The 19366-nt window shown below is 28.9% G+C and carries 23 protein-coding genes; 6 read left to right on the forward strand and 17 right to left on the reverse strand.

Annotated features, from left to right (window positions below):
* The first annotated feature begins 105 nt into the window (after positions 1-105).
* Both sufC and A9758_RS01665 read left to right on the forward strand, forming a co-directional pair.
* Positions 106-843 carry a Fe-S cluster assembly ATPase SufC gene (gene sufC / locus A9758_RS01660; RefSeq protein ID WP_011405923.1) on the forward strand — a complete coding sequence of 246 codons (738 nt, stop codon included), beginning with the start codon at positions 106-108 and terminating at the stop codon, positions 841-843.
* A 2-nt stretch (positions 844-845) separates the two neighbouring features.
* Positions 846-2063 carry a SufD family Fe-S cluster assembly protein gene (locus A9758_RS01665; RefSeq protein WP_011405922.1) on the forward strand — a complete coding sequence of 406 codons (1218 nt, stop codon included), beginning with the start codon at positions 846-848 and terminating at the stop codon, positions 2061-2063.
* 456 nt (positions 2064-2519) lie between these two features.
* Here A9758_RS01665 and A9758_RS01670 read toward each other — a convergent pair whose 3' ends face one another.
* Positions 2520-2789: a PRC-barrel domain-containing protein gene (locus A9758_RS01670; protein WP_011405921.1), complete on the reverse strand. Its 270-nt coding sequence runs from the start codon at positions 2787-2789 to the stop codon at positions 2520-2522.
* Positions 2790-2881: 92 nt separating this feature from the next.
* Positions 2882-3481, reverse strand: a complete 600-nt coding sequence (locus tag A9758_RS01675; RefSeq protein ID WP_011405920.1) for a GTP--adenosylcobinamide-phosphate guanylyltransferase — start codon at positions 3479-3481, stop codon at positions 2882-2884.
* A gap of 158 nt (positions 3482-3639) precedes the next feature.
* Between A9758_RS01675 and A9758_RS01680 the strand changes: the two genes are divergently transcribed.
* Positions 3640-4509, forward strand: a complete 870-nt coding sequence (locus tag A9758_RS01680) for a zinc metalloprotease HtpX (RefSeq protein ID WP_011405919.1) — start codon at positions 3640-3642, stop codon at positions 4507-4509.
* Between the two features lie 17 nt (positions 4510-4526).
* On the opposite strand, the gene A9758_RS01685 is transcribed toward A9758_RS01680, so the two are convergent.
* Genes A9758_RS01685 through mcrC form a run of 10 tightly spaced genes read right to left on the reverse strand, consistent with a single transcriptional unit; the run spans position 4527 to position 11276 of the window.
* Positions 4527-5891, reverse strand: coding sequence for a methanogenesis marker 14 protein (locus tag A9758_RS01685; RefSeq protein ID WP_011405918.1), 1365 nt, complete (start codon positions 5889-5891; stop codon positions 4527-4529).
* Between the two features lie 4 nt (positions 5892-5895).
* Complete coding sequence (gene mtrH / locus A9758_RS01690; RefSeq protein WP_011405917.1) at positions 5896-6828, reverse strand: tetrahydromethanopterin S-methyltransferase subunit H; 933 nt, start codon at positions 6826-6828, stop codon at positions 5896-5898.
* A 27-nt stretch (positions 6829-6855) separates the two neighbouring features.
* Positions 6856-7050, reverse strand: coding sequence for a tetrahydromethanopterin S-methyltransferase subunit MtrG (mtrG, locus tag A9758_RS01695; RefSeq protein WP_011405916.1), 195 nt, complete (start codon positions 7048-7050; stop codon positions 6856-6858).
* The gene (mtrF, locus tag A9758_RS01700; RefSeq protein WP_011405915.1) at positions 7050-7235 is read right to left on the reverse strand and encodes a tetrahydromethanopterin S-methyltransferase subunit F; all 186 of its coding nucleotides are present in this window, start codon (positions 7233-7235) and stop codon (positions 7050-7052) included. Before mtrF ends, mtrG begins: the two co-directional genes overlap by 1 nt.
* 4 nt (positions 7236-7239) lie before the next feature.
* Positions 7240-7989: a tetrahydromethanopterin S-methyltransferase subunit A gene (mtrA, locus tag A9758_RS01705; protein ID WP_011405914.1), complete on the reverse strand. Its 750-nt coding sequence runs from the start codon at positions 7987-7989 to the stop codon at positions 7240-7242.
* Between the two features lie 16 nt (positions 7990-8005).
* Positions 8006-8299, reverse strand: a complete 294-nt coding sequence (gene mtrB, locus A9758_RS01710; RefSeq protein ID WP_011405913.1) for a tetrahydromethanopterin S-methyltransferase subunit MtrB — start codon at positions 8297-8299, stop codon at positions 8006-8008.
* The gene (gene mtrC, locus A9758_RS01715) at positions 8300-9088 is read right to left on the reverse strand and encodes a tetrahydromethanopterin S-methyltransferase subunit MtrC (protein WP_011405912.1); all 789 of its coding nucleotides are present in this window, start codon (positions 9086-9088) and stop codon (positions 8300-8302) included.
* Positions 9089-9787 (reverse strand): tetrahydromethanopterin S-methyltransferase subunit D, encoded by a 699-nt coding sequence (gene mtrD / locus A9758_RS01720; RefSeq protein WP_011405911.1) that lies wholly within the window; start codon positions 9785-9787, stop codon positions 9089-9091.
* Positions 9788-9789: 2 nt separating this feature from the next.
* Positions 9790-10659, reverse strand: coding sequence for a tetrahydromethanopterin S-methyltransferase subunit E (gene mtrE, locus A9758_RS01725; RefSeq protein ID WP_011405910.1), 870 nt, complete (start codon positions 10657-10659; stop codon positions 9790-9792).
* Between the two features lie 14 nt (positions 10660-10673).
* Positions 10674-11276 (reverse strand): methyl-coenzyme M reductase I operon protein C, encoded by a 603-nt coding sequence (mcrC, locus tag A9758_RS01730; RefSeq protein WP_048059684.1) that lies wholly within the window; start codon positions 11274-11276, stop codon positions 10674-10676.
* 288 nt (positions 11277-11564) lie between these two features.
* On the opposite strand from mcrC, the gene mmp10 reads away from it, so the two are divergent.
* Both mmp10 and A9758_RS01740 read left to right on the forward strand, forming a co-directional pair.
* On the forward strand, positions 11565-12806 hold the full coding sequence (gene mmp10, locus A9758_RS01735; protein ID WP_011405908.1) for a methyl coenzyme M reductase-arginine methyltransferase Mmp10: 1242 nt from the start codon (positions 11565-11567) through the stop codon (positions 12804-12806).
* Positions 12807-12828: 22 nt separating this feature from the next.
* Positions 12829-13560 (forward strand): class I SAM-dependent methyltransferase family protein, encoded by a 732-nt coding sequence (locus A9758_RS01740; protein ID WP_011405907.1) that lies wholly within the window; start codon positions 12829-12831, stop codon positions 13558-13560.
* On the opposite strand, the gene cofG is transcribed toward A9758_RS01740, so the two are convergent.
* From cofG to A9758_RS01760, 4 genes are all read right to left on the reverse strand, one after another.
* The gene (gene cofG, locus A9758_RS01745; protein ID WP_011405906.1) at positions 13557-14660 is read right to left on the reverse strand and encodes a 7,8-didemethyl-8-hydroxy-5-deazariboflavin synthase CofG; all 1104 of its coding nucleotides are present in this window, start codon (positions 14658-14660) and stop codon (positions 13557-13559) included. The two genes, A9758_RS01740 and cofG, sit on opposite strands and share 4 nt — an antisense overlap.
* Before the next feature lie 38 nt (positions 14661-14698).
* Entirely contained in the window at positions 14699-15148 is a 450-nt protein-coding gene (locus A9758_RS01750) for a DUF2120 domain-containing protein (protein WP_011405905.1), read from the reverse strand.
* 5 nt (positions 15149-15153) lie between these two features.
* Positions 15154-16095 carry a GTP cyclohydrolase MptA gene (gene mptA, locus A9758_RS01755; protein WP_011405904.1) on the reverse strand — a complete coding sequence of 314 codons (942 nt, stop codon included), beginning with the start codon at positions 16093-16095 and terminating at the stop codon, positions 15154-15156.
* A 202-nt stretch (positions 16096-16297) separates the two neighbouring features.
* Positions 16298-16819: an Lrp/AsnC family transcriptional regulator gene (locus tag A9758_RS01760; protein ID WP_084759200.1), complete on the reverse strand. Its 522-nt coding sequence runs from the start codon at positions 16817-16819 to the stop codon at positions 16298-16300.
* A gap of 431 nt (positions 16820-17250) precedes the next feature.
* Between A9758_RS01760 and A9758_RS01765 the strand changes: the two genes are divergently transcribed.
* A complete protein-coding gene (locus tag A9758_RS01765; protein WP_011405902.1) occupies positions 17251-17943 on the forward strand; it encodes a hypothetical protein in 693 nt (230 codons plus the stop codon).
* 213 nt (positions 17944-18156) lie between these two features.
* Here A9758_RS01765 and A9758_RS01770 read toward each other — a convergent pair whose 3' ends face one another.
* Entirely contained in the window at positions 18157-19329 is a 1173-nt protein-coding gene (locus A9758_RS01770; protein ID WP_011405901.1) for a tRNA (guanine(10)-N(2))-dimethyltransferase, read from the reverse strand.
* Between the last annotated feature and the right edge of the window lie 37 nt (positions 19330-19366).

A 19366-nucleotide genomic window follows, 5' to 3' on the forward strand; every position in this document is an offset into this window, starting at 1 on the left:
AAAAGTTAAAAAAAATATATTTCAAAATATATTTAATTAGATATTAAAAATAAAATTTTTTTATGATATAATAATTGTATTATAATTACAATATTTGGTGATGAAATGCTACTTGAAATATCAGATTTAGAAGTAGAAGTAGAAGGAAAAAAAATACTAAAAGGCGTTAATCTTAACATAGATGAAGGTGAAACACACGTATTACTTGGCCCAAATGGGGCAGGAAAAAGTACACTATTTATGACCATACTTGGATTTCCAAAATATAAAGTTACAAATGGAAAAATAATATACAAAGGTCAAGACATAACAGACTTAGAAACTCCTGAAAGAATAAAATTAGGATTAGGAGTAACATTTCAAAATCCCCCATCAATACGTGGAGTTAAATTAAAAGACCTAATAAAACTTGTAGACAAGAAAAATGAATACAAAGAAGACGAAAAACTAACAGAAGATGTTATTAATCTAGGAAAAAGACTTAAATTAAATGAAAACTTCCTAGAAAGAGATGTTAATCTTGGATTCAGTGGTGGAAAAGTAAAAAGATCAGAACTCCTACAACTATTAGCCCAACAACCAGACCTAATAATGTTTGATGAACCAGATTCTGGAGTAGACATTGAAAATGTTGAATTAATATCCAAGGAAATTATTAACCTACTTGACCAAGAAAATGAAAACAGTCAAAAAGGTGGATTACTCATTACACACCTTGGATACATACTTAGATTTGTAAATGCTACACATGCACATGTGTTAATTGATGGAAAAATAGCACGTACAGGTGAACCTGAAGAAATAATAGAAAAAATCAGAGAATCTGGATTTGGAGATGTATAAACATGGTATCAATAAAAGATAAAGCCGAAAAAGCTATAAATAAAAAAGCAGCAATAGGTGCTGATGTTGACTTATCAGAATTCCATTCAGAACCTACAGATGCACATGAACATATTGATTCATTAGAAGACCTACAAAAAGTAGATCTTGAAACATTAACAAGTGTTGGTGTAGATGCTACAGAAGAAGATAGAGCTGCATCATTTTTACAAATGGACCAATCTGAAATATTTGTAAAAAACATGTTTCCAGGAGTAGAAGTAATGGGAACAGCACAAGCACTTGATAAATACGACTGGTTAAAAGATTATATGTGGAAAGCTGTACAAGTAGATGCAGACAAATATACCGCAGCAACAGAACTTGGTGCAAGAAGTGGATACTTCATAAGAAGTCAACCAAATACTAAATTAGACATACCAGTACAAGCATGTATGTATATTGGTGATGATGAAGTAAGACAAACTGCACATAACATCATAATAGCAGAAGAAAATTCAGAAATAAACATAATAACTGGATGTTCCACTGCAAAACATGTTGATAATGCAGCACACATCGGTGTTTCTGAATTCTATCTTAAAAAAGGAGCAAAAGTAACCTTTACAATGGTACATAACTGGGCTAAAGAAGTGGATGTTCGACCAAGAACTGGAGTTATAATGGAAGATAATAGTACATACATATCCAACTACATACTAGCACATCCAGTAAGAAATCTTCAATCATATCCTACAGCATATGCAAATGGAGATAATTGTAAAGTATTTTTCCAATCTATTCTTGCAGGAAAAGAAGACTCAGTAATTGATCAAGGATCAAGAACCATACTAAAAGGTAAAAATTCACAATCTGAAATGATAACCAGAGCAATATCTGAAGATCAATCTTCAATCTATACACGTGGAGATTTAGTAGGTATGTCACCAGATGTAAGAGGACATCTTGAATGTATGGGTCTAATATTATCAGATGAATCAAAAATATATTCTGTTCCAGAACTTAGAGGAGAATCCACAAATATGGAATTATCACATGAAGCTGCAGTTGGAAAAATAGCTGAAGAAGAAATTCAATACTTAATGGCTAGAGGATTAACTGAAGAAGAAGCAGCATCCATGATTGTAAGAGGATTCCTTGATATTGATATTAAAGGATTACCTGATGAATTAGCAAAAGAAACCAAAAATTTAATGGATATGAGTATGGAAGGAATGTGAAATTTCTTCATTCACTCTTTTTTATAATAATTCCCTAATATTCAAAAAATATAGTTAATTCCCTAAGTTATATAATAAATTATGAATCATACTATTATATATTGTTGGTTTTTCATGACTTAACTGTTAAAAAGCCTACAGATTTATATTTAAAAATCTAAACCATGTAGAAGTTAAGTAATTAACTATAAAATAAATTACTCTTTTTGTAAAAAATGCTCTTTTTGTAAATAAATAATCTCTTATAAAAAAATAGTCTAAAATATGGAGAATAAAGTGTGCGACAACTATTTTGTCCTATTAATTGGATATATTTTATTAGCTATGTTATACGAATATTTGATAAATATAAACATAATAACAATAAAATCTTGTTAAAAAAATACTAAAACATAATTGTTGCACATTCTCAAATATGCTTAAAAAAAGTAAAAAAAAGATAATGTATCTTTTCCCTTATCCAGAGATTATAATAAATTCTCCAACTTTTTCAACTTTACCAAATGGTACAACTAATAAATCACCATTACGTTTAGCACCTTTAACATTAACAGCTCTGTCAGTTTCAGTTTTAATTATAATGTTAGTAATTTTACCTGTTTTTTCATCTATTGTTAATTCTTCTAGTTGACCTAGAATACGTGCACTACTAGTTGCCACTTGATATCCTTGGATATCTGCCCATAATTTTTCTTCGCCTTTAATTAATTCCCTTTCATTTGTCATATGTGTCCACCTAAACGTATCTTATATTACCTAATTGATAAACATTATTAAATAGTATATTTATTTTCAAAAGTATATATAATTTATTTAAACTACCATCTTTTTTTAATATAATGTTCAGATAAATCTAAATCATCAAGTGTATTGATGTTAAAAGCCAGTTCTATATTTTTTGATACATAAATTGTTTGATCTTGTTCTTTGTTATTTGCCAGTAGTAAATTAACACCTGTTGGAACCAATCCTTCATAAACCATTGTTGGTGTTATTCCATATTTCTCAAATAAATATGCTGGAACTGATACACACATAGCAGGTTTTTTTCTTTCATAATAATTATCTAACACATCATCAATTTGAGTTGATGTGATAAATGGTAAATCAGAAACTATTGTCATAACTACTTCATCCTCATCAACATATTTTCTGTTTGAAAGAATATCTGATAAGTCCTCAATATAACCTAGACCCTTAGTTTTTACTACAATAACAGGATATTTTTTCACATAATCTGCAGTACATGGAGTATTTGGACTTACAGCCACCAATATCTTATCAATATATGTTGAAAAGGATAATGCTTCTATTACATAACTTATCATTGGTTTTGTATTGACTTTAACCATTGGCTTTTCATAATCTAAGTCTAATCTAGTACCTTTTCCACCAGCCATAATCAATGCAGTTGTCATATTAAAGCTCCATTTATTATAATGTATATATTTATCTCTATCTATTAATTAATATAAACATAAAATAAATAGTATTTAAAACATAATCTATATAAATAATGAAAATTATATTCTAAAAAGAATTTAAATAAACAAAAACAATATAGGAAAAGAAGAGTATGTTAGAAAATTTAAAAACAGTAATTTTACTTGGATTCTTATCAGCAGTTCTTGTAGTTGTATGTGGATTTATAGGATCAATATTCAGACTAGGTGGACTTGGTATTTTACTTGGTTTAATCTTTGCTATAATCATGAATTTTGTGTCCTACTTCTATTCTGATAAAATTGCACTTTCATCATACAATGCAAGAATAGTAACAGAAGCAGAATCTCCAAACTTACATAGAATTGTTGGTGAATTAGCAGCAAATGCTAATATTTTAAAACCAAAAGTAGCAATTATAGAAACAAGTACTCCAAATGCATTTGCAACAGGACGTAACCAACAACATGCAGTAGTAGCAGTGACTACAGGTATTTTAAATATTCTTGATGAAGAAGAATTACGTGGAGTTATTTCACACGAATTAGGACACGTTAAAAATAGAGATATTCTTATTAGCTCTGTAGCTGCAACTGTTGCTGGTATGATCGTTGCTATTGCTAGTTATGGAAGATATGCAATGTTTTTTGCATCTGATGATGATGCTGGTAATATAATTGGTGCTGTATTAATGTCAATAGTAGGACCTATTGCAGCAACAATTGTTCAGTTAGCTATTAGTAGATCTAGAGAATATAAAGCCGATGCTACTGGTGCTCAAATATCTGGTAATCCATTAGCATTAGCTAATGCTCTTAGAAAATTAGAATTTGGAAACATCAATGATCCCCTGATGGATGCTAAGTCAACTGATGCTCATATGTTTATTATGAATCCATTAAGTGGTGTTGGAAGTAAATTACAAAACTTATTTTCAACACATCCATCTACAGCAGATAGGATTCAAAGATTAGAAGAAATGGCTAATAACCATTCCTACTAAAATCATTTTTTCTTTTTTTATCTTTTTTTAGAAAGTTTTATTCTTTGTTGCATTATGCACATACCACCTCTACTTCCACCAACAGGATTTATAGGTGTTCCAAGGGAATTCATACATCTTGCCATCATTAGTGCCCCAAGTGCTAGTCCATCTGGTGTAAATAATATATTATCAAAGCTATTATTCAGATACTTTTCTATGAAATATGGTTTGTATCCAGTTATTCCAGCCCTTCCTGTTATTCCCAAAGTTGTTTTTGGTTGAATTATATTTAATTTACTTGTTTGGTCTATGAGTCTTTTAATAAAATATGCATACATATCATCAATTTGAAGTAAAATTTCAGAATTTGTATAGTCTTGTGTTATGTTGTTGAATGTTGTTATTAGTTTTTTAGAATTATTTATTCTTGAACCAATGATATTGATATTTTCTTGTTTTTGTAATGTTAAATCTATAACTTGTCCAAATTCATCAAGATTTTTGGGAACTTTCATAATATCAATAAATTCATGTAATTTAATTGTATGTTTATGAAGAATATCTTCATTAAATTGAATGTTATTTTGATTATTTGCAATATCAATTGTAGACATATTATCTTCAATAACATCACACCCCCTTAATATAATATCAGATATTCCACCAGCCAATCCAATATAATTACATACTAACTTACCATATGGTTTTGAATCATCAACTACTTCTCCTGCAAGTGTTGTTCCCATATCAATAGATATAACAGGATTTCTATAATCAACAGTTGAACTTTTACTTGCTAGCTTAATACCTGCAGTAACAAGTTGACTTTCCATTTCATTAGATACAACACCAGTTTTCTTTGGAGAAGCTACTCCCACAATAGATCCATCAAATTTAATATTATTAAAAAAAGAAGATTTACGAATATGTTCTGGAATGTTATTAATAGAAAAGGGAGCCATCATTTGTGATGGTTTAATTCCAGCATTAAGACAACCATTAGATAATGACTTTATAATAACATCCATGTGATATGATAAAGAAGAAAGAGCAACAACACCAGTTGATCTTACAACAAAATCCAAGTCACTAACATCCAAGCCTACTTCACTAAGTGATTTTTTTATTATTCTAGAAACAGCTTTTTCTATAACTTGACCTGATAAAGGTTTGTTCCAAATAGTATGACCAAATACTTCTTCAGAGTCTCCAGGATTATCAACATTTCTAGTTAAATCCACACATTTATTTAATTCATAACTCTTATTTGTTTTAATATTAGTTGTAATAATAATAGATTTTATAGTAGTATTTCCAAGTTCAACAGATAAGACTGTGTAAAACTCTTTACCCATCTTACTTGAAGAAATACTAGGTATTGTAACTTTTTCTATTGACATAGTATCATAATAAATTTTTATATGGATGAGAATCTACAGCATTTATTCCAATAGCTTCATTAGCCTCTGCAATAAACATATCAGTCATTGCACATGCAGTAAATGCTTTTCTTGTATTTTCAATAGGTCCAAATAATACAAAGTCCCCACCAACCATTTGCTGAACTATATTTGCACCAATATCACATACAGGCCATACTTCTGGATATTCCTTTTTATATTGTTTTATCCATTCCCATGCTGATGGAACATTATGAATTCCACTACCAGCAGGATAACCCCATATACTTTTTTCCTTAAATGTTGTTTTTACTGCAGAACCTCCACCTTGACCTAGAGGTGTAACAGCAACATCCATCAATGGTTTAATTATTCCACAGTCATCTGCAATTTCAAGTAAACCCTTATCTAAAACTCCAGCACCATCATCCCATAGTTTTATTTTCCCATCAACACCAGGTTGTGTTGGATTAAATCCAAGAATTATTGAAGAGGTTATATCAGAATTTATTAATGTATCAATTTCTTCATTATCAATTGACATATTAATTGAATTGTAGATTGTTCTTTCTGCAAGACCAGATTCTGTTACATATTTTGAACCTGCTATACGTGCCTGTGCAGATGTTGAATCTATTAAAAATGGAGATTCACTAATAGATGTTACAAAGTCAATATATTTTATTATTGCATCACTAGTTGCACCAAATATTTGAACAATATTAGGATTTCCTGTTTTATCAGTCATTTCATCCATAGTATTTAATAAAGTCTCTGCTTTTTCCTTATCAAAAATTCCTTTTTTCTCATCACTAATAATATTATGTCCAGCATAAAAGATAGTTCCAGCAAGTACTGTTGGATATTCACCAGGTTGTCCACCTACCTTTACACCATAAATATCGAATACTTCTTGTTTTTTTTCAAATTTAAACATAAACCCACCTTTAAATAATACCTTTTTCTAAATTATATGAAATTTCATTAAAATAATAACTACTAATAATGCTAAGACCACACCATATAATATTCCAATATCTCGTCCTATACTTTTTCCATAATTTTGAGAAAATTCACCATGAGATTCCTCTAATTTTTGCTCTAGACTATCTAATCTATTATTAATATCTTCAATATCCTTTTTTGAATCATTTCCCACTAAAATCCTCCCCTATAATATGAAATAAATGGTAAACCCACTATAAACAAGGTTATTATAAATCCTATGAGAATTCCTTTAAAACGTGTTTTTTCAACACCACAAACTAATCTTTCTTTTCTTCCAATTAGCTGAGATTTATATTCTATAGATTCAACTAACTTACCTATATTATCTAATATCATTTACTCACAAACCTTGAATAATAATTATAAGAAAAACCAATGTTAAAATAAATCCAATAACTATACCTTCTATTTTTCCAGCATAATATCCTGAAGATATTTTTTCTAAAGAAGCAATTTGTTTTATTTCATTATTCATCATACTTATACGATTTTCAACCTCAAGTAGAACTATTGATGCTAAATCAACTGCTGAATCATCAGAAAATGTGACTTCATCAACTTCAAACTCCTCTTCAGGTGTTTCATTAAATTCAACAATCATTGCATCTTCATCATATGCTCCAGGATCATTACTAATACATTCATCTATTTTAGATGATATTTCACTAACATCCTCATTATTTATCATACTAACAATAGAAACTTGTTTTTGGAATCTTTCAACAGCTTCTACTGGTAAGTTTTCAACGAATGGAATAGCTCCAGGAGAACCAATAATTGATTTTTTCTCTTCATCAATACCATTTTCATATAAAGCTTCAACTGTTTTACCAGTAATATGTCCTTGAACCTCAGATCCACATATAAGAACATAACGTATGTTTGAATTTGATATTATATTTGCAACAACCTTTTCTATTCCCAAGTTTTCTGTGTGTAATGGTCCTGAAATTGCAGCCCCTGCAGCTACCAATTCATCATTCATATTAGAACCTAGAGAGACTACTGCTACTGGACTTTCAACATTTCCCACTGCATAATCTCCAGTTTCTAAGGGCCAATTTTGAATAACTTCTTTTTTATCTGCCATATAATCTCCCCTTATTTTATACTAATAAAAGTATGAAAACTAATGCTATAATCACACCAATTACAATGTTTGTAATTAATCCTGCTTTTTCATATATTCCTTCTCTTCCAGGTTGTGATAGATTAGATGTTGTTCTAGGATCTAATGATGATTCTAGATTATTAATTGCCACTTCCAGAGTATCTATTTTTTCTACCAGATCATCAAATGGAAGATGTTGTTTTTGATTATTATCTTTTGTTCCTATTATACCATTATTAACATCTAAAACTAAATCATCATCAATTATAACTGCTGTTGTATCTACCAATTATATTCCCCCTTCATCATTATTAGGCCATAGTCCAGACCATTTTATTAGTGCAGCTTGCTGTTTTGTATATTTAATATATAATTTAAATGAAACTAACCATCCAATAATTGATATTATAATGTAAATATACCAGTATGAACTATTTAAAATACTAATAATTGAAATTATTATAAGCATTAAAAATGCATTGGATAAGGATAATGATAATGTTCTATACTGATCTTCATTTGGTCCCATACAAGAATTATATGGATTTTGTATTGCCATGACTGATAATATCATTAATATAATTATAAGTCCATTTTTAATTACATTTGAATAGATTAACATAATATCAGAGGATGAAACTATCAATGTAGACATTCCAATAATTGATATTACTGTTGCAATTGTTAATGTTATGAATGATTTTCTTAATATTTCAACTTGTATTTTGAAGATATGTGTACACATGAGTGAAATTACAAAAGCAATTATCATTGCTATTATCATACTAAATATTGGATATAATAAATTTTGATTAATTATTCTTGATATCATTACACCACATATCATACTAACAAGTCCTGCTGCTGTTAACATATAAACTATTGATGGAACTCCAGTACCTAAACTATATTTTCCTATGTGTCTAAGTGTATTTGTTCCACAAATAACACCTAATATTGTTGCAATAATTGAAAAAATACCACCAACCACAGGTATACTACTTAGTGCTATACAAATTAATCCGCCAACAATAGAACTTAAAATTATTATCTGAGAAGGTATTAAATCATCAGCCATTTAAATTCCACCCAATATTATCATATAAATAATAGCCAAGAATATTGATATTAAAAAACATGAAAATGTACCTGAAACTATTTTTTTCCTAAATTTCTTATCATAAAATCCTTGTATTGTACCACCAATATTGTATGATGCTACTACTGCAATAATAAAAAATAACATTACTGCAAGTATTGCTGAAATAGAATTTGTGTAGATTGATGAAAGATGACAATTTCCCAATATATAATTATAAATTGCCCAAAATGCCAAACTTCCACCAATTCCTCCAAATAATGCTCCAATAACCCCACTTATAAATGAAACTGTTGGTATTCCATGACCTGTTGTTCCAGGACTTACATATTCTTCCTGTTTAAAACCTGTAATTGGATCCCTTTCAAAGTTTGAAGATGCCAATGGAACACCTACCCCATAAACATGTATCATATTTGAAAAAAACATTGTTACAGCCATCATAAGCATTGAACCTATTGCTCCTGATAGAATTATTACTATTTCTGACTGACCCGTCATTGAAAGAGCTGAAAGTATTCCTGTAATTCCCATACCAATAGTTATCATAGGTGCTCCTGTAGGTACTCCAGCAGTTGTAGATAATGCTGCTGGTGCTCCACCTACAGGTATAAAATGAACTCCAAATCCTATTAATGTAGATCCTATTATTATACTAATTAATAATTCAAATATCATTATTATTCCCCATATTTTCCATATATTAAACGTGCATTTCGTTCCAATACATAATTTAGTATTATTAAAAAAATAACCAATATTAATCCTACTATTAATCCTCCAACAATTCCAAATACTAAAAATGTCCAGAAATTCAGAAAGATGATAATTCCAAAACATAAACCAGAGATAGGTCCACCAAATTTAGAACAGAACTTTGCCATGTCAATAGAATTTTCTGAACCTAGAGCTGATTTTGTTGTTATATGCCCATTTACAGAAACTGGAATTCCACTTCCAAATTCATGATGTTGATATAATTTTTCAGCACCATAAAATATATCTCCTACAGCAGAACCAATAGAACCTAACATTATTCCCACAAAGAATGTTACTATAGGTAGAGCTACTTGTATAGGTTGTGTTAATGAATAAACCATGATGTAAGACAGTGTTGTAATTGAAAATAAGCTTATAAATGCATGTGCTGCACTTGTAGGAATGTGTTTATATAGCATGTCCATGAATAATGGTTGATTATATAAAGCTTGGCTTGTTATACGACCCATGTATGAAGTAATGGAAAATATTACTTGAACTATTGTAGCAACAAGTGAAGATATTATAAGTACTAATAAAACTGGTTGGTGTATATATATTAATGTGTATGCTACTGCACCAGATATTGTAGCCATTGAACCAACAAGTAATGGTTCACCAGAAACTGCTCTATTAAATAATTTATGTAAATTACCTATTTGTGGTGCAAGTTGTACTTGTGAATTTGGATTACTAGTTGATGCTACATCAGATTCTAAATCTTCAAATATTCCTGCAATAATTGCAAATAATCCCATTAAAATAACTAAAAACATGTTGAAAATTTCCATATAATTTCTCCAAATTACTTAGTATATTTTACAATGGATGTTTCCACTTTATTTATTATTTCATCTAATTTCTCTTGAGTACATGATTCTCCACGAATAACATCAGTTATGAGTTCAACAATAGTACCCTGTGTTTCAGATTTTTCAGGTTTTACTGCAACAGTATTTACTCCTATTTTTGCAAAATCTTCAAAATCCAATGGATATTGTGCTATAATAATAACAGGTTTATTAATATGTTTAAGAGCATGTTTTGCCTTGTATATTATATGATTTTTTACTCCTCCAAAATGGAACAATACAATATTATGTCTACTCATCTGGGAAATTTCCTTAGGAGTTACACCAAATAAACCTTGTCCTCCACCACTAGGCGTGTCTTTTGGTACTCCAGAACCTGCATTAAGAACCAAGGTACTTGTTTGAATATTTGATTCTCTTAGAGCAAATGTTATTTCACAAACTGGTTTTGTAATATGTCTACGTCCTGGAGACATTGCAACAGCAAGTAATTCATCCCCACATTGTGCATATGTTCCACGCTGAGCAATTCCACCACCTTCACCTATTCCGCGTGTTTCCCTACAGTCAACTATATGTGTATTTTTTCCAATCATTTCTATCATGCAACCTTTGATTAATATGTTCTCAAAATATTATCATATATACTATATAGATATGGATTACATCCATTATATTATTATTTAAAATTATTTTTAAAATATATTTAAAAGTATTACTAATTTAAATTCATTTGAATTAATATTATAATGATTAACAAAAGAATTTGAAGAGAATATATTCCAAAATACGTGAAATAATATCTTATTTTCCTAAAAAAATATTATTTATCCATGAATATTCTATCGATACTATTAAAATATATAATTTAGAAATAAATATTTATGCAAATTATGGCCGATGTTGGAGGAATACCAGGAAAAAACTGTAGAGGTTTTTGTGAATACTGTTATTTCAAAAAAGTTACACAAAAAAAGGTATTAGGTTGTAAAAACTGTCCACCAGGACAAATTGGTTGTCCACATTGTACAACAGATACTAATATGACAAGGGATTATTTCCCACCATATCAAGTATTATCCTCACTACAAACTAATATTTTTCAAACAAGACTTCCTAAAGATACACTGGTTAATATCACAGGAGATGGTGATGTTAGTTGTTATCCTCATTTACTTGAATTAACTAAAGGAATACATGATATGGGTCTACCTATTCATCTAGGTTATACTAGTGGAAAAGGAATAGATGATGTATCAACAGTTGATAAACTCATTAACAATGGAGTTATTGAAACTACCTACACTGCATTTTCCACAGATGCAAAGCTTCGTGAAAAATGGATGCATGACCCTACAGCAGATGTGTCTATTCAAGCATTGAAGCGTTTTTGTGAAAGTTGCGATGTTCATGCAGCATCAATTATAATACCAGGAGTAAATGATGGAGACATACTGGCTAAAACCTGTGCTGATTTAGAATCATGGGGAGCTAAAGCATTAATTTTAATGCGATTTGCAAACACTGCAAATCAAGGTCTTATTCTTAATAATGGTCCTATAATTCCAGGAATAAAAGAACAAACACTGACAGAATTTGAAAATCTTGTAAGAGAAACTGCTAAAAATTATAATTTACGTGTTACAGGAACACCAGTTTGTGATCCTGAAACTGATGCACCATATGCATTATCCAAAGATAAAAATAAAGAGTACCTTGAAATACTTACACCAGTAAGAGCTGAAGCTACTATTGTTACAAGTAAAATATCTGCTCCCTATATTGAGAAGATTCTTGAAAATCTCAATGCTGCAGATTATGTTAATGTAGTTAGTACATCTCAAGAGATTGCATGTTTAATTACTGAACATGATTTAAGAGAAATAGATTTAAATGAAGTGAAGGATACTGTAATTATACCTGGAAGATGTTATGTTCATGACCTTGTTGCTGAGAAAATATTTAGAAGTGATGGTAAATTCAGATTAATACATCGTGGACCAGATATGTTAACTGCTGATGGTGAAATGAGTGGAACATTAAGTAAGAATGATGTTCTAAAACAGGAATTAATGGCATTTGAGGATTTAATTGAATTAATAAATTATATGGGTGTACATATATAATAAAAAATAGAATGGGATAATAATGAAAGGGAAATTAATTGGAGACATATTAGTTGTTAAGAAAGTACCAGAAGATATTGATGAAATAGTAAAACTTCCATATATCAATAGAATTATTAAAATTGGACATATACATGGACAAAAAAGGGAACCTGAAATTGAAATGATATATGGTGAAGGTACTAGAACTATTCATAAGGAAAATTATTGTAAATATGCAATTGATGTTGCAAAGGTAATGTGGTCTAAGGGAAATACTGGTGAAAGACTTAGGATGAGTAAATTACCAGAGGATAATGAAACTATTATTGATATGTTTGCAGGAATTGGATACTTTACAATTCCAATGGCTCTACATTCTAATCCAAAAAAAATATATGCAGTGGAAATTAATCCCAATTCTTATAATCTATTATGTGAGAATATCAAGTTAAATAAGGTTGAAGATATTGTAGAACCTATTCTTGGTGATTGTAATAACCAAGAATTTGATCATGTTGCTGATAGAATCATGATGGGATATATTGGTACTACACATCATTATCTTGATAGTGCAATAACTTATCTTAAAAATGGTGGTATAATTCATTATCATGAATCTACACCTGAACCTATTCTATTTAAACGACCAGTTGAAAGAGTGAAACTCGCTGCTAAAAAGCAGGGACGTGATATTGAAGTTCTAAACAAACGTAGTATTAAAAAATATTCACCAGGAGTTCATCATACAGTTGTTGATATTAGAGTACTTTAATTTTTAATTCTTTTTTGAAGTTTCAATGCTTTTTCATAAACTTCTTTTTTTAAATAAGTTTCATCAATGTACTTATCATATACTGGTAATCTTTCCACTAAATTATAATTTATTGAATTTAGTTCATATTCTAATTCTTTAATTTTTGGCCATTTACTCTCTGGATTAACATAATCCATTGTTAGAGGTGATATTCCCCCAACATCATCGGCTCCCATAAATGCAAACAATGATATTAATTTCTGATTTAGATTTGGTGGTATTTGAATACTAATATCTGGAAACATCAAAGTTGCAACTAATGTTAATTTAATTAAATCAACAAGTGGTGGTTCTGGATGATTTTCCATAGGTATTCCACTTTTTGGTTTGAAGTTTTGAAGTATTATTTCCTGAATATGTCCATATTGATCTTGTATTTCTCTTATTTTAAGAAGAGAATCTATTCTATCATTTTTTGATTCACCTATACCTATTAGTAATCCTGTTGTAAATGGAATGTTTTCTTTTCCAGCATTTTCAATGAATTCTATTCTTTTCTTTGGATTTTTACCTGGACTGTCCCTATGTACTATTGTTTTTAATAGTTTTTCATTTGTTGTTTCAAGCATCAGCCCCATTGATGCATTTACTTGTGATAATTTATATAACTCATCCCTTGATATTATGCCCATATTTGTGTGTGGTAGAATATTATAGTTATTTAGAGCCTCTTTTGATAAATCATATAGGTAATCTACCATTGATTCATAATTATATCGTGATAGTTTTTCTTGAATTAATTCATTTTTATCTGCTGATTCCCCAAATGTGAATAATGCTTCTGTACAACCATATTTCATAGATTTTTTAATTGTTGAAAGTACCTCCACTTTATCCATTAATAAAAAATCTGCTTCTTGTGGTGTTTGTTTAAATGTACAGTATCCACAATTATTTTGACAGATGTGTGTTAGAGGTAGAAAAATATTTCTAGAATATGTAATATTCTTATTTGTCTTATTTATATTGATTTTTTTTATTATGTTAAGTATATCAAATATATCATAATCTAAAATATTTCTAGCTTCTTGTTTTGATAATTGATTCAAAAATATCACCTCGAAAAATAGAATAAAAAAAATAGGAAAGATGAAAACTATTCATCTAATGAATGTAATTTTACAACCATAGCTTCAACAAACATTGGTCCAAAACCAGACTTATCTAACCACATGACAACATAGATTGCCATATCTTCCAACTGTCCAACTAGATAATCAGCTTCAAATCCAGTGATTTCAAAAGTATGTTTTAATTTTTCAATACCTGCAATACCATTAGATTCATCAAAAACTTCTGTAGTATTTCTAAATGTTTGATCAACTTGATTTGTTAAAATACGAGCCCTTTCAGAATTAATTTCAATTTTTTCAATATTTAATTCTTTAAATAATTCTTCTAATTTAGGTACAATTTCCTCAGGTTTTAATTTAGTTGCTGATTTTCCACGTATAATCATTGCTTCTGAATTATGAACAACAGGTTTTGAACCTTTAAATGCATCAAGATAATCCATAATTTTACGTGATACTTCCATTACTTCCATATTATCTACTCCTTATTTTCTTCTCGTAATTTACCAAAAGATGCAACTTTTTCAGCATAAGCATTATGTTGATGAATACTTTCTTGATTTACTTGTTTAATTGTAACTACAGAATCATCAGGTAAATTAGGATATTTTTCAAGTAATCCTATTACCATGTTTCTTACACAATCCTCAACAAATACTGGATTTTGATGTGCATTTGTTACAATTCTATTTTCATCTGGACGTTTTAATATTTCACAAACAGGAGAACTCATAGCATCCTGTATTATTTTTATTAAATCATCCACATTAACATCTTGTTTTTCTGGTACTTCAAGAAGTATTGTCCCAACACCCCTTTGATTATGAGAAGCAAATGTTACTACATCCAACACTTTTTGTGTAGTTTCTTCATCTAAAAATTCCAGTAATTTATCTTTAGAATCCTTTTCAACAGATTCTTGTGCACATGGACATACAGTCATTCCAATAACTTCTGCACCAATCATTTTTCTAACAGAAATATTACCCTCATCATCTTTCATAGCAATTGCTCTTGCTATGATATGTGTTGTTTCCTGTGTTTTTCTTTTAGATACTGGAGATAATTTATTTATAATATATTCTCCCCTTGCCTCTGTTTCTGCATGTAATGCATATTCATGTTTTTCAAGTAATCTTTTTACAAGATTTGCACATATATTTTCAAGATGAATTTCCGATTGATTTGCAGCCTCATCAACAATTTCAGATATAGCTTCTGGATTTCTAGACATGTGTACTCCTTTCTGAGTACTAGGTAAATCTACAAAAGCATCAAATGTTGGTATTAGAATAATAGGACGTTTATCTTCTCTTTTTATTTTTATTAATTTCTTTACACCTGTTACTCCAACTCTTGTTAGTGATATTGGAATGGATGGTTGTTTATCCTGAGTATCTGGAAATTCTGAAACTGTCATTATTTATAACTCCCTCTGTTTCTATTAATAGTTTTTATTAAAAATGTAAAATATACTTTTTTCATGTAATCTTCTTAAAATATCATTATAATACTAATTATAATCCTGTGAAAAAATATGTATTATAAGAAAATATGAATTTTTATAATTAAAAAATATAAAATAAATTAATAGAAAAAAGTAAAAAATATTTTTTCTTTTATTAATAAAATAATAATCCTTCAAAATTAATCATAGAAGTATTTAATTCTTCTTTTACTATGTTTAAAACAGTTTGAGTATATGTTTTAATTACATTTTCCTCATTAAGTAATAATTTGATGAATTTATTTAATTCAAAAGTATTTTTAAATTTAGCAATTATAATACAATCAAATTGTCCTGTAACATCATATACTGCTAACAAATTATCTTTAAATTCTTTTTTATCAGTTAAGAAAGCTACTGTTCCACCCTTTATTTCTAAACCTATAATTGCTGTTAATGTATATCCAAGTTTTTCATGATCTATAACTGGAACAAATTTATCTATTATACCAGATTTTGTTAATTTATCAACACGATTATGTACTGTTCCTACTGAAACACCTAATTCTCTGGAAATTTTTCTGTATGATTTACGACCATCATCACTTAATAACTCTAGAATATTTTTATCTAAATCATCCATAGATAATATCATATTTTCTGGTTCAGCATCAAATTCAGTGTACATTTCATCCATATAATCACCCCAACTATAAGTAATATTAATTAATCCATATATAAATGAAATAAAAATATTTCTTATTAATACATTTTTATATTTTATTTGGTATTATTATACAACTTTATATTACCAAACCTTTATATAGTTTTTGAATAAACACATTTAAAATCTTGAAAAAAATCAATTATTTACAACATATGAAATATAAATAAAAGATTTGTTTAAAAATATAGTAAAATAAATACAATATTATCAGAGTATTATTATATATTTAATTTATAAAAAACTCCTAATATTCACATAATTGATTTACATAATCAATAACTCAAAGAAATATTACTAAAATAGTCCATATTATTATAAAGTTTAAAAAAAAAATATAAATTATAATAAATATTTATAAAAATAGATAATTAAACAAGTCTAATAAAAAAATGGTGAAATTAATGAAATGGTACATAGGATTTATTATTATCATTTTCCTACTTATTGGTTTTGTATATGTTTCAACTGAACAATCAACAGGTGATATTGAACCTTTAGGTAGACTTGCATTCGTTAAAATTGCAAATCCAGACATGTATCCAGAACATGTGCATGCAAACCTCCTAGCACAATATGCAGAGGAACGAAACTCTAAATGTGCTATAGTTTTACATTATGCTGGAAGTTCCAACTATAGAAACTTCATGAATGGTGAAGTTTACATTATTGAAATGGCATTTATGGATACGGCTGGAGCACAGGTAGATATTAACTGGAATCAAGTACTTGACTATGGAATTAATGGTGTTCCTGATGATAAATGGAACTATAAAGTAGATGGTCAAATCTTTGATAACTATGAAGATGCATGGGCAAGAGTAATGGAAATGGCTAAAGAACATGGCCAAGAAGGACCTATACCTACAGTATGGCATGGAACTGTCCGTCAAGGAAGTATATTTGTAAATCCAGGATGTGGATTCCCATTATATTATCAGGTATGCTGTAAACAATTTGGACATGTTGGAGGAGTTATGCATGCACTAACAGGATCATTATTCCCATATTTCAACAATCCATATAGATCATATGAAATACAACATGCATCAGAATTACAATATTATTACACACATAATATGTTAAATTATGAATAGTAGAATTTCTACTATTAAAATTTCTTTTTTTGTATAATAGTGTGCAACAATTATTTTGCCCTATTACTTATATTTTATTAGTTACATTATAGAAAAATCATCAAATACTTACTAATTATACACATAATAACAATAAAATCATGTTAAAATATTGAAAAAGAATGTTGTATACTCTCATAAAAATTAAAAAAAAAGTTAAGGAAAAAATTTTCCCTATTTTTCAGGTCCAAGTTTATCTTCTTTTATATCTAAAATTAATTGTTTAAGTTCATCAAGTGGCATGTCTGTTCTCATACCAGTTAACTTGAAATGAGTCCTTGAAATAAAATAGCCTCTATTTCTAATTTCATCCATAACATCATTTATTTTAGGAGAACTGATTTTTAATTTCTTACAAATCTTATGAATATCATAGAAAGTTACAGGACCATCAGCTTCCATATAACACTTTTCAAACAAGGACATAAGATCATCTTTTTTATTTAAATTCAAGTTTTTTACTAGTTCCATAGTATTATAAATAAATTCCTTATCCCATATTTTACCTAACCATAATGGTCCTGCAACATCATATTCCCCACCACATTCTGGACAAGTATGAGGTATCTTAGGAGCAAAACCATACGTAGTTTCTCTATGTAAACAGTTAGGACAATGTGCAATAAAACCAATATTATCCAATGCCTTGTTAGTTTTTTTACCTCCACGTTTTACAATAGCATATACTCTCATGTAATGTTCTGTACTATGTGAAAATAGTACGTGTAAATATTTCTGGTTAACTGCTAAGTTTCTTGAAATGAATGCTATTAAAATTCTAATACCATTTTCATGACAGTACTCTGTTTTTAGAGGTTTAGCACCATACTTTCTCAAACAGGGATCATGGTATGTTCCACATAAAGCTGATGTATCAGTAGCACTAATACAAATTAACCCACCAGGTCGTATATTAGCTGCAGTTGATTGTGTAAACATTGCAGGTGTTCCAAAGGGATCTATATCCACAACATCGAACAATCCCTTATTTGATTGTAATAAAATGTTTGCATCATTTTTTTGAACTTCAACATTAGATATGTTGTTTAATTGCATATTTTTCTTAGAAATCTCAACAGCTAATGGATTTACATCACCTACAACAACTTTTTCCACACCATGTATTTCCTTAGAATATCTTGCTCCCCTAATACCTGTTCCACCAAAAGCATCACATATACTAATATCATGATCTACTTCTTTTCTATACTGGTTAATGACTGCAACAGAAATATCCCTATTCATTTCCATTACTGGATTATAAAAAACAGGTGCTTTTGCAGATACTTTTTCAAAATCAGGTACTTCTATTTTAACTAATCCTTCTTCAATAATATGTGTATCCATAATCTACATCCTAATAATTATTTATTATAAAAAAAGA

The organism is Methanosphaera sp. A6 (assembly GCF_001729395.1).
GTDB lineage: Archaea > Methanobacteriota > Methanobacteria > Methanobacteriales > Methanobacteriaceae > Methanosphaera > Methanosphaera stadtmanae.

What these genes read in the sequence shown, in the direction of transcription:
- sufC (WP_011405923.1), top strand. Translation starts at nt 106, where the DNA reads ATGCTACTTGAAATATCAGATTTAGAAGTAGAAGTAGAAGGAAAAAAA.
- A9758_RS01665 (WP_011405922.1), top strand. Translation starts at nt 846, where the DNA reads ATGGTATCAATAAAAGATAAAGCCGAAAAAGCTATAAATAAAAAAGCA.
- A9758_RS01670 (WP_011405921.1), bottom strand. Translation starts at nt 2,789, where the DNA reads ATGACAAATGAAAGGGAATTAATTAAAGGCGAAGAAAAATTATGGGCA.
- A9758_RS01675 (WP_011405920.1), bottom strand. Translation starts at nt 3,481, where the DNA reads ATGACAACTGCATTGATTATGGCTGGTGGAAAAGGTACTAGATTAGAC.
- A9758_RS01680 (WP_011405919.1), top strand. Translation starts at nt 3,640, where the DNA reads ATGTTAGAAAATTTAAAAACAGTAATTTTACTTGGATTCTTATCAGCA.
- A9758_RS01685 (WP_011405918.1), bottom strand. Translation starts at nt 5,891, where the DNA reads ATGTCAATAGAAAAAGTTACAATACCTAGTATTTCTTCAAGTAAGATG.
- mtrH (WP_011405917.1), bottom strand. Translation starts at nt 6,828, where the DNA reads ATGTTTAAATTTGAAAAAAAACAAGAAGTATTCGATATTTATGGTGTA.
- mtrF (WP_011405915.1), bottom strand. Translation starts at nt 7,235, where the DNA reads ATGATATTAGATAATATAGGTAAGTTAGTTGAATCTATAGAATATAAA.
- mtrA (WP_011405914.1), bottom strand. Translation starts at nt 7,989, where the DNA reads ATGGCAGATAAAAAAGAAGTTATTCAAAATTGGCCCTTAGAAACTGGA.
- mtrC (WP_011405912.1), bottom strand. Translation starts at nt 9,088, where the DNA reads ATGGCTGATGATTTAATACCTTCTCAGATAATAATTTTAAGTTCTATT.
- mtrD (WP_011405911.1), bottom strand. Translation starts at nt 9,787, where the DNA reads ATGATATTTGAATTATTAATTAGTATAATAATAGGATCTACATTAATA.
- mtrE (WP_011405910.1), bottom strand. Translation starts at nt 10,659, where the DNA reads ATGGAAATTTTCAACATGTTTTTAGTTATTTTAATGGGATTATTTGCA.
- mcrC (WP_048059684.1), bottom strand. Translation starts at nt 11,276, where the DNA reads ATGATTGGAAAAAATACACATATAGTTGACTGTAGGGAAACACGCGGA.
- mmp10 (WP_011405908.1), top strand. Translation starts at nt 11,565, where the DNA reads ATGCAAATTATGGCCGATGTTGGAGGAATACCAGGAAAAAACTGTAGA.
- A9758_RS01740 (WP_011405907.1), top strand. Translation starts at nt 12,829, where the DNA reads ATGAAAGGGAAATTAATTGGAGACATATTAGTTGTTAAGAAAGTACCA.
- A9758_RS01750 (WP_011405905.1), bottom strand. Translation starts at nt 15,148, where the DNA reads ATGGAAGTAATGGAAGTATCACGTAAAATTATGGATTATCTTGATGCA.
- mptA (WP_011405904.1), bottom strand. Translation starts at nt 16,095, where the DNA reads ATGACAGTTTCAGAATTTCCAGATACTCAGGATAAACAACCATCCATT.
- A9758_RS01760 (WP_084759200.1), bottom strand. Translation starts at nt 16,819, where the DNA reads ATGGATGAAATGTACACTGAATTTGATGCTGAACCAGAAAATATGATA.
- A9758_RS01765 (WP_011405902.1), top strand. Translation starts at nt 17,251, where the DNA reads ATGAAATGGTACATAGGATTTATTATTATCATTTTCCTACTTATTGGT.
- A9758_RS01770 (WP_011405901.1), bottom strand. Translation starts at nt 19,329, where the DNA reads ATGGATACACATATTATTGAAGAAGGATTAGTTAAAATAGAAGTACCT.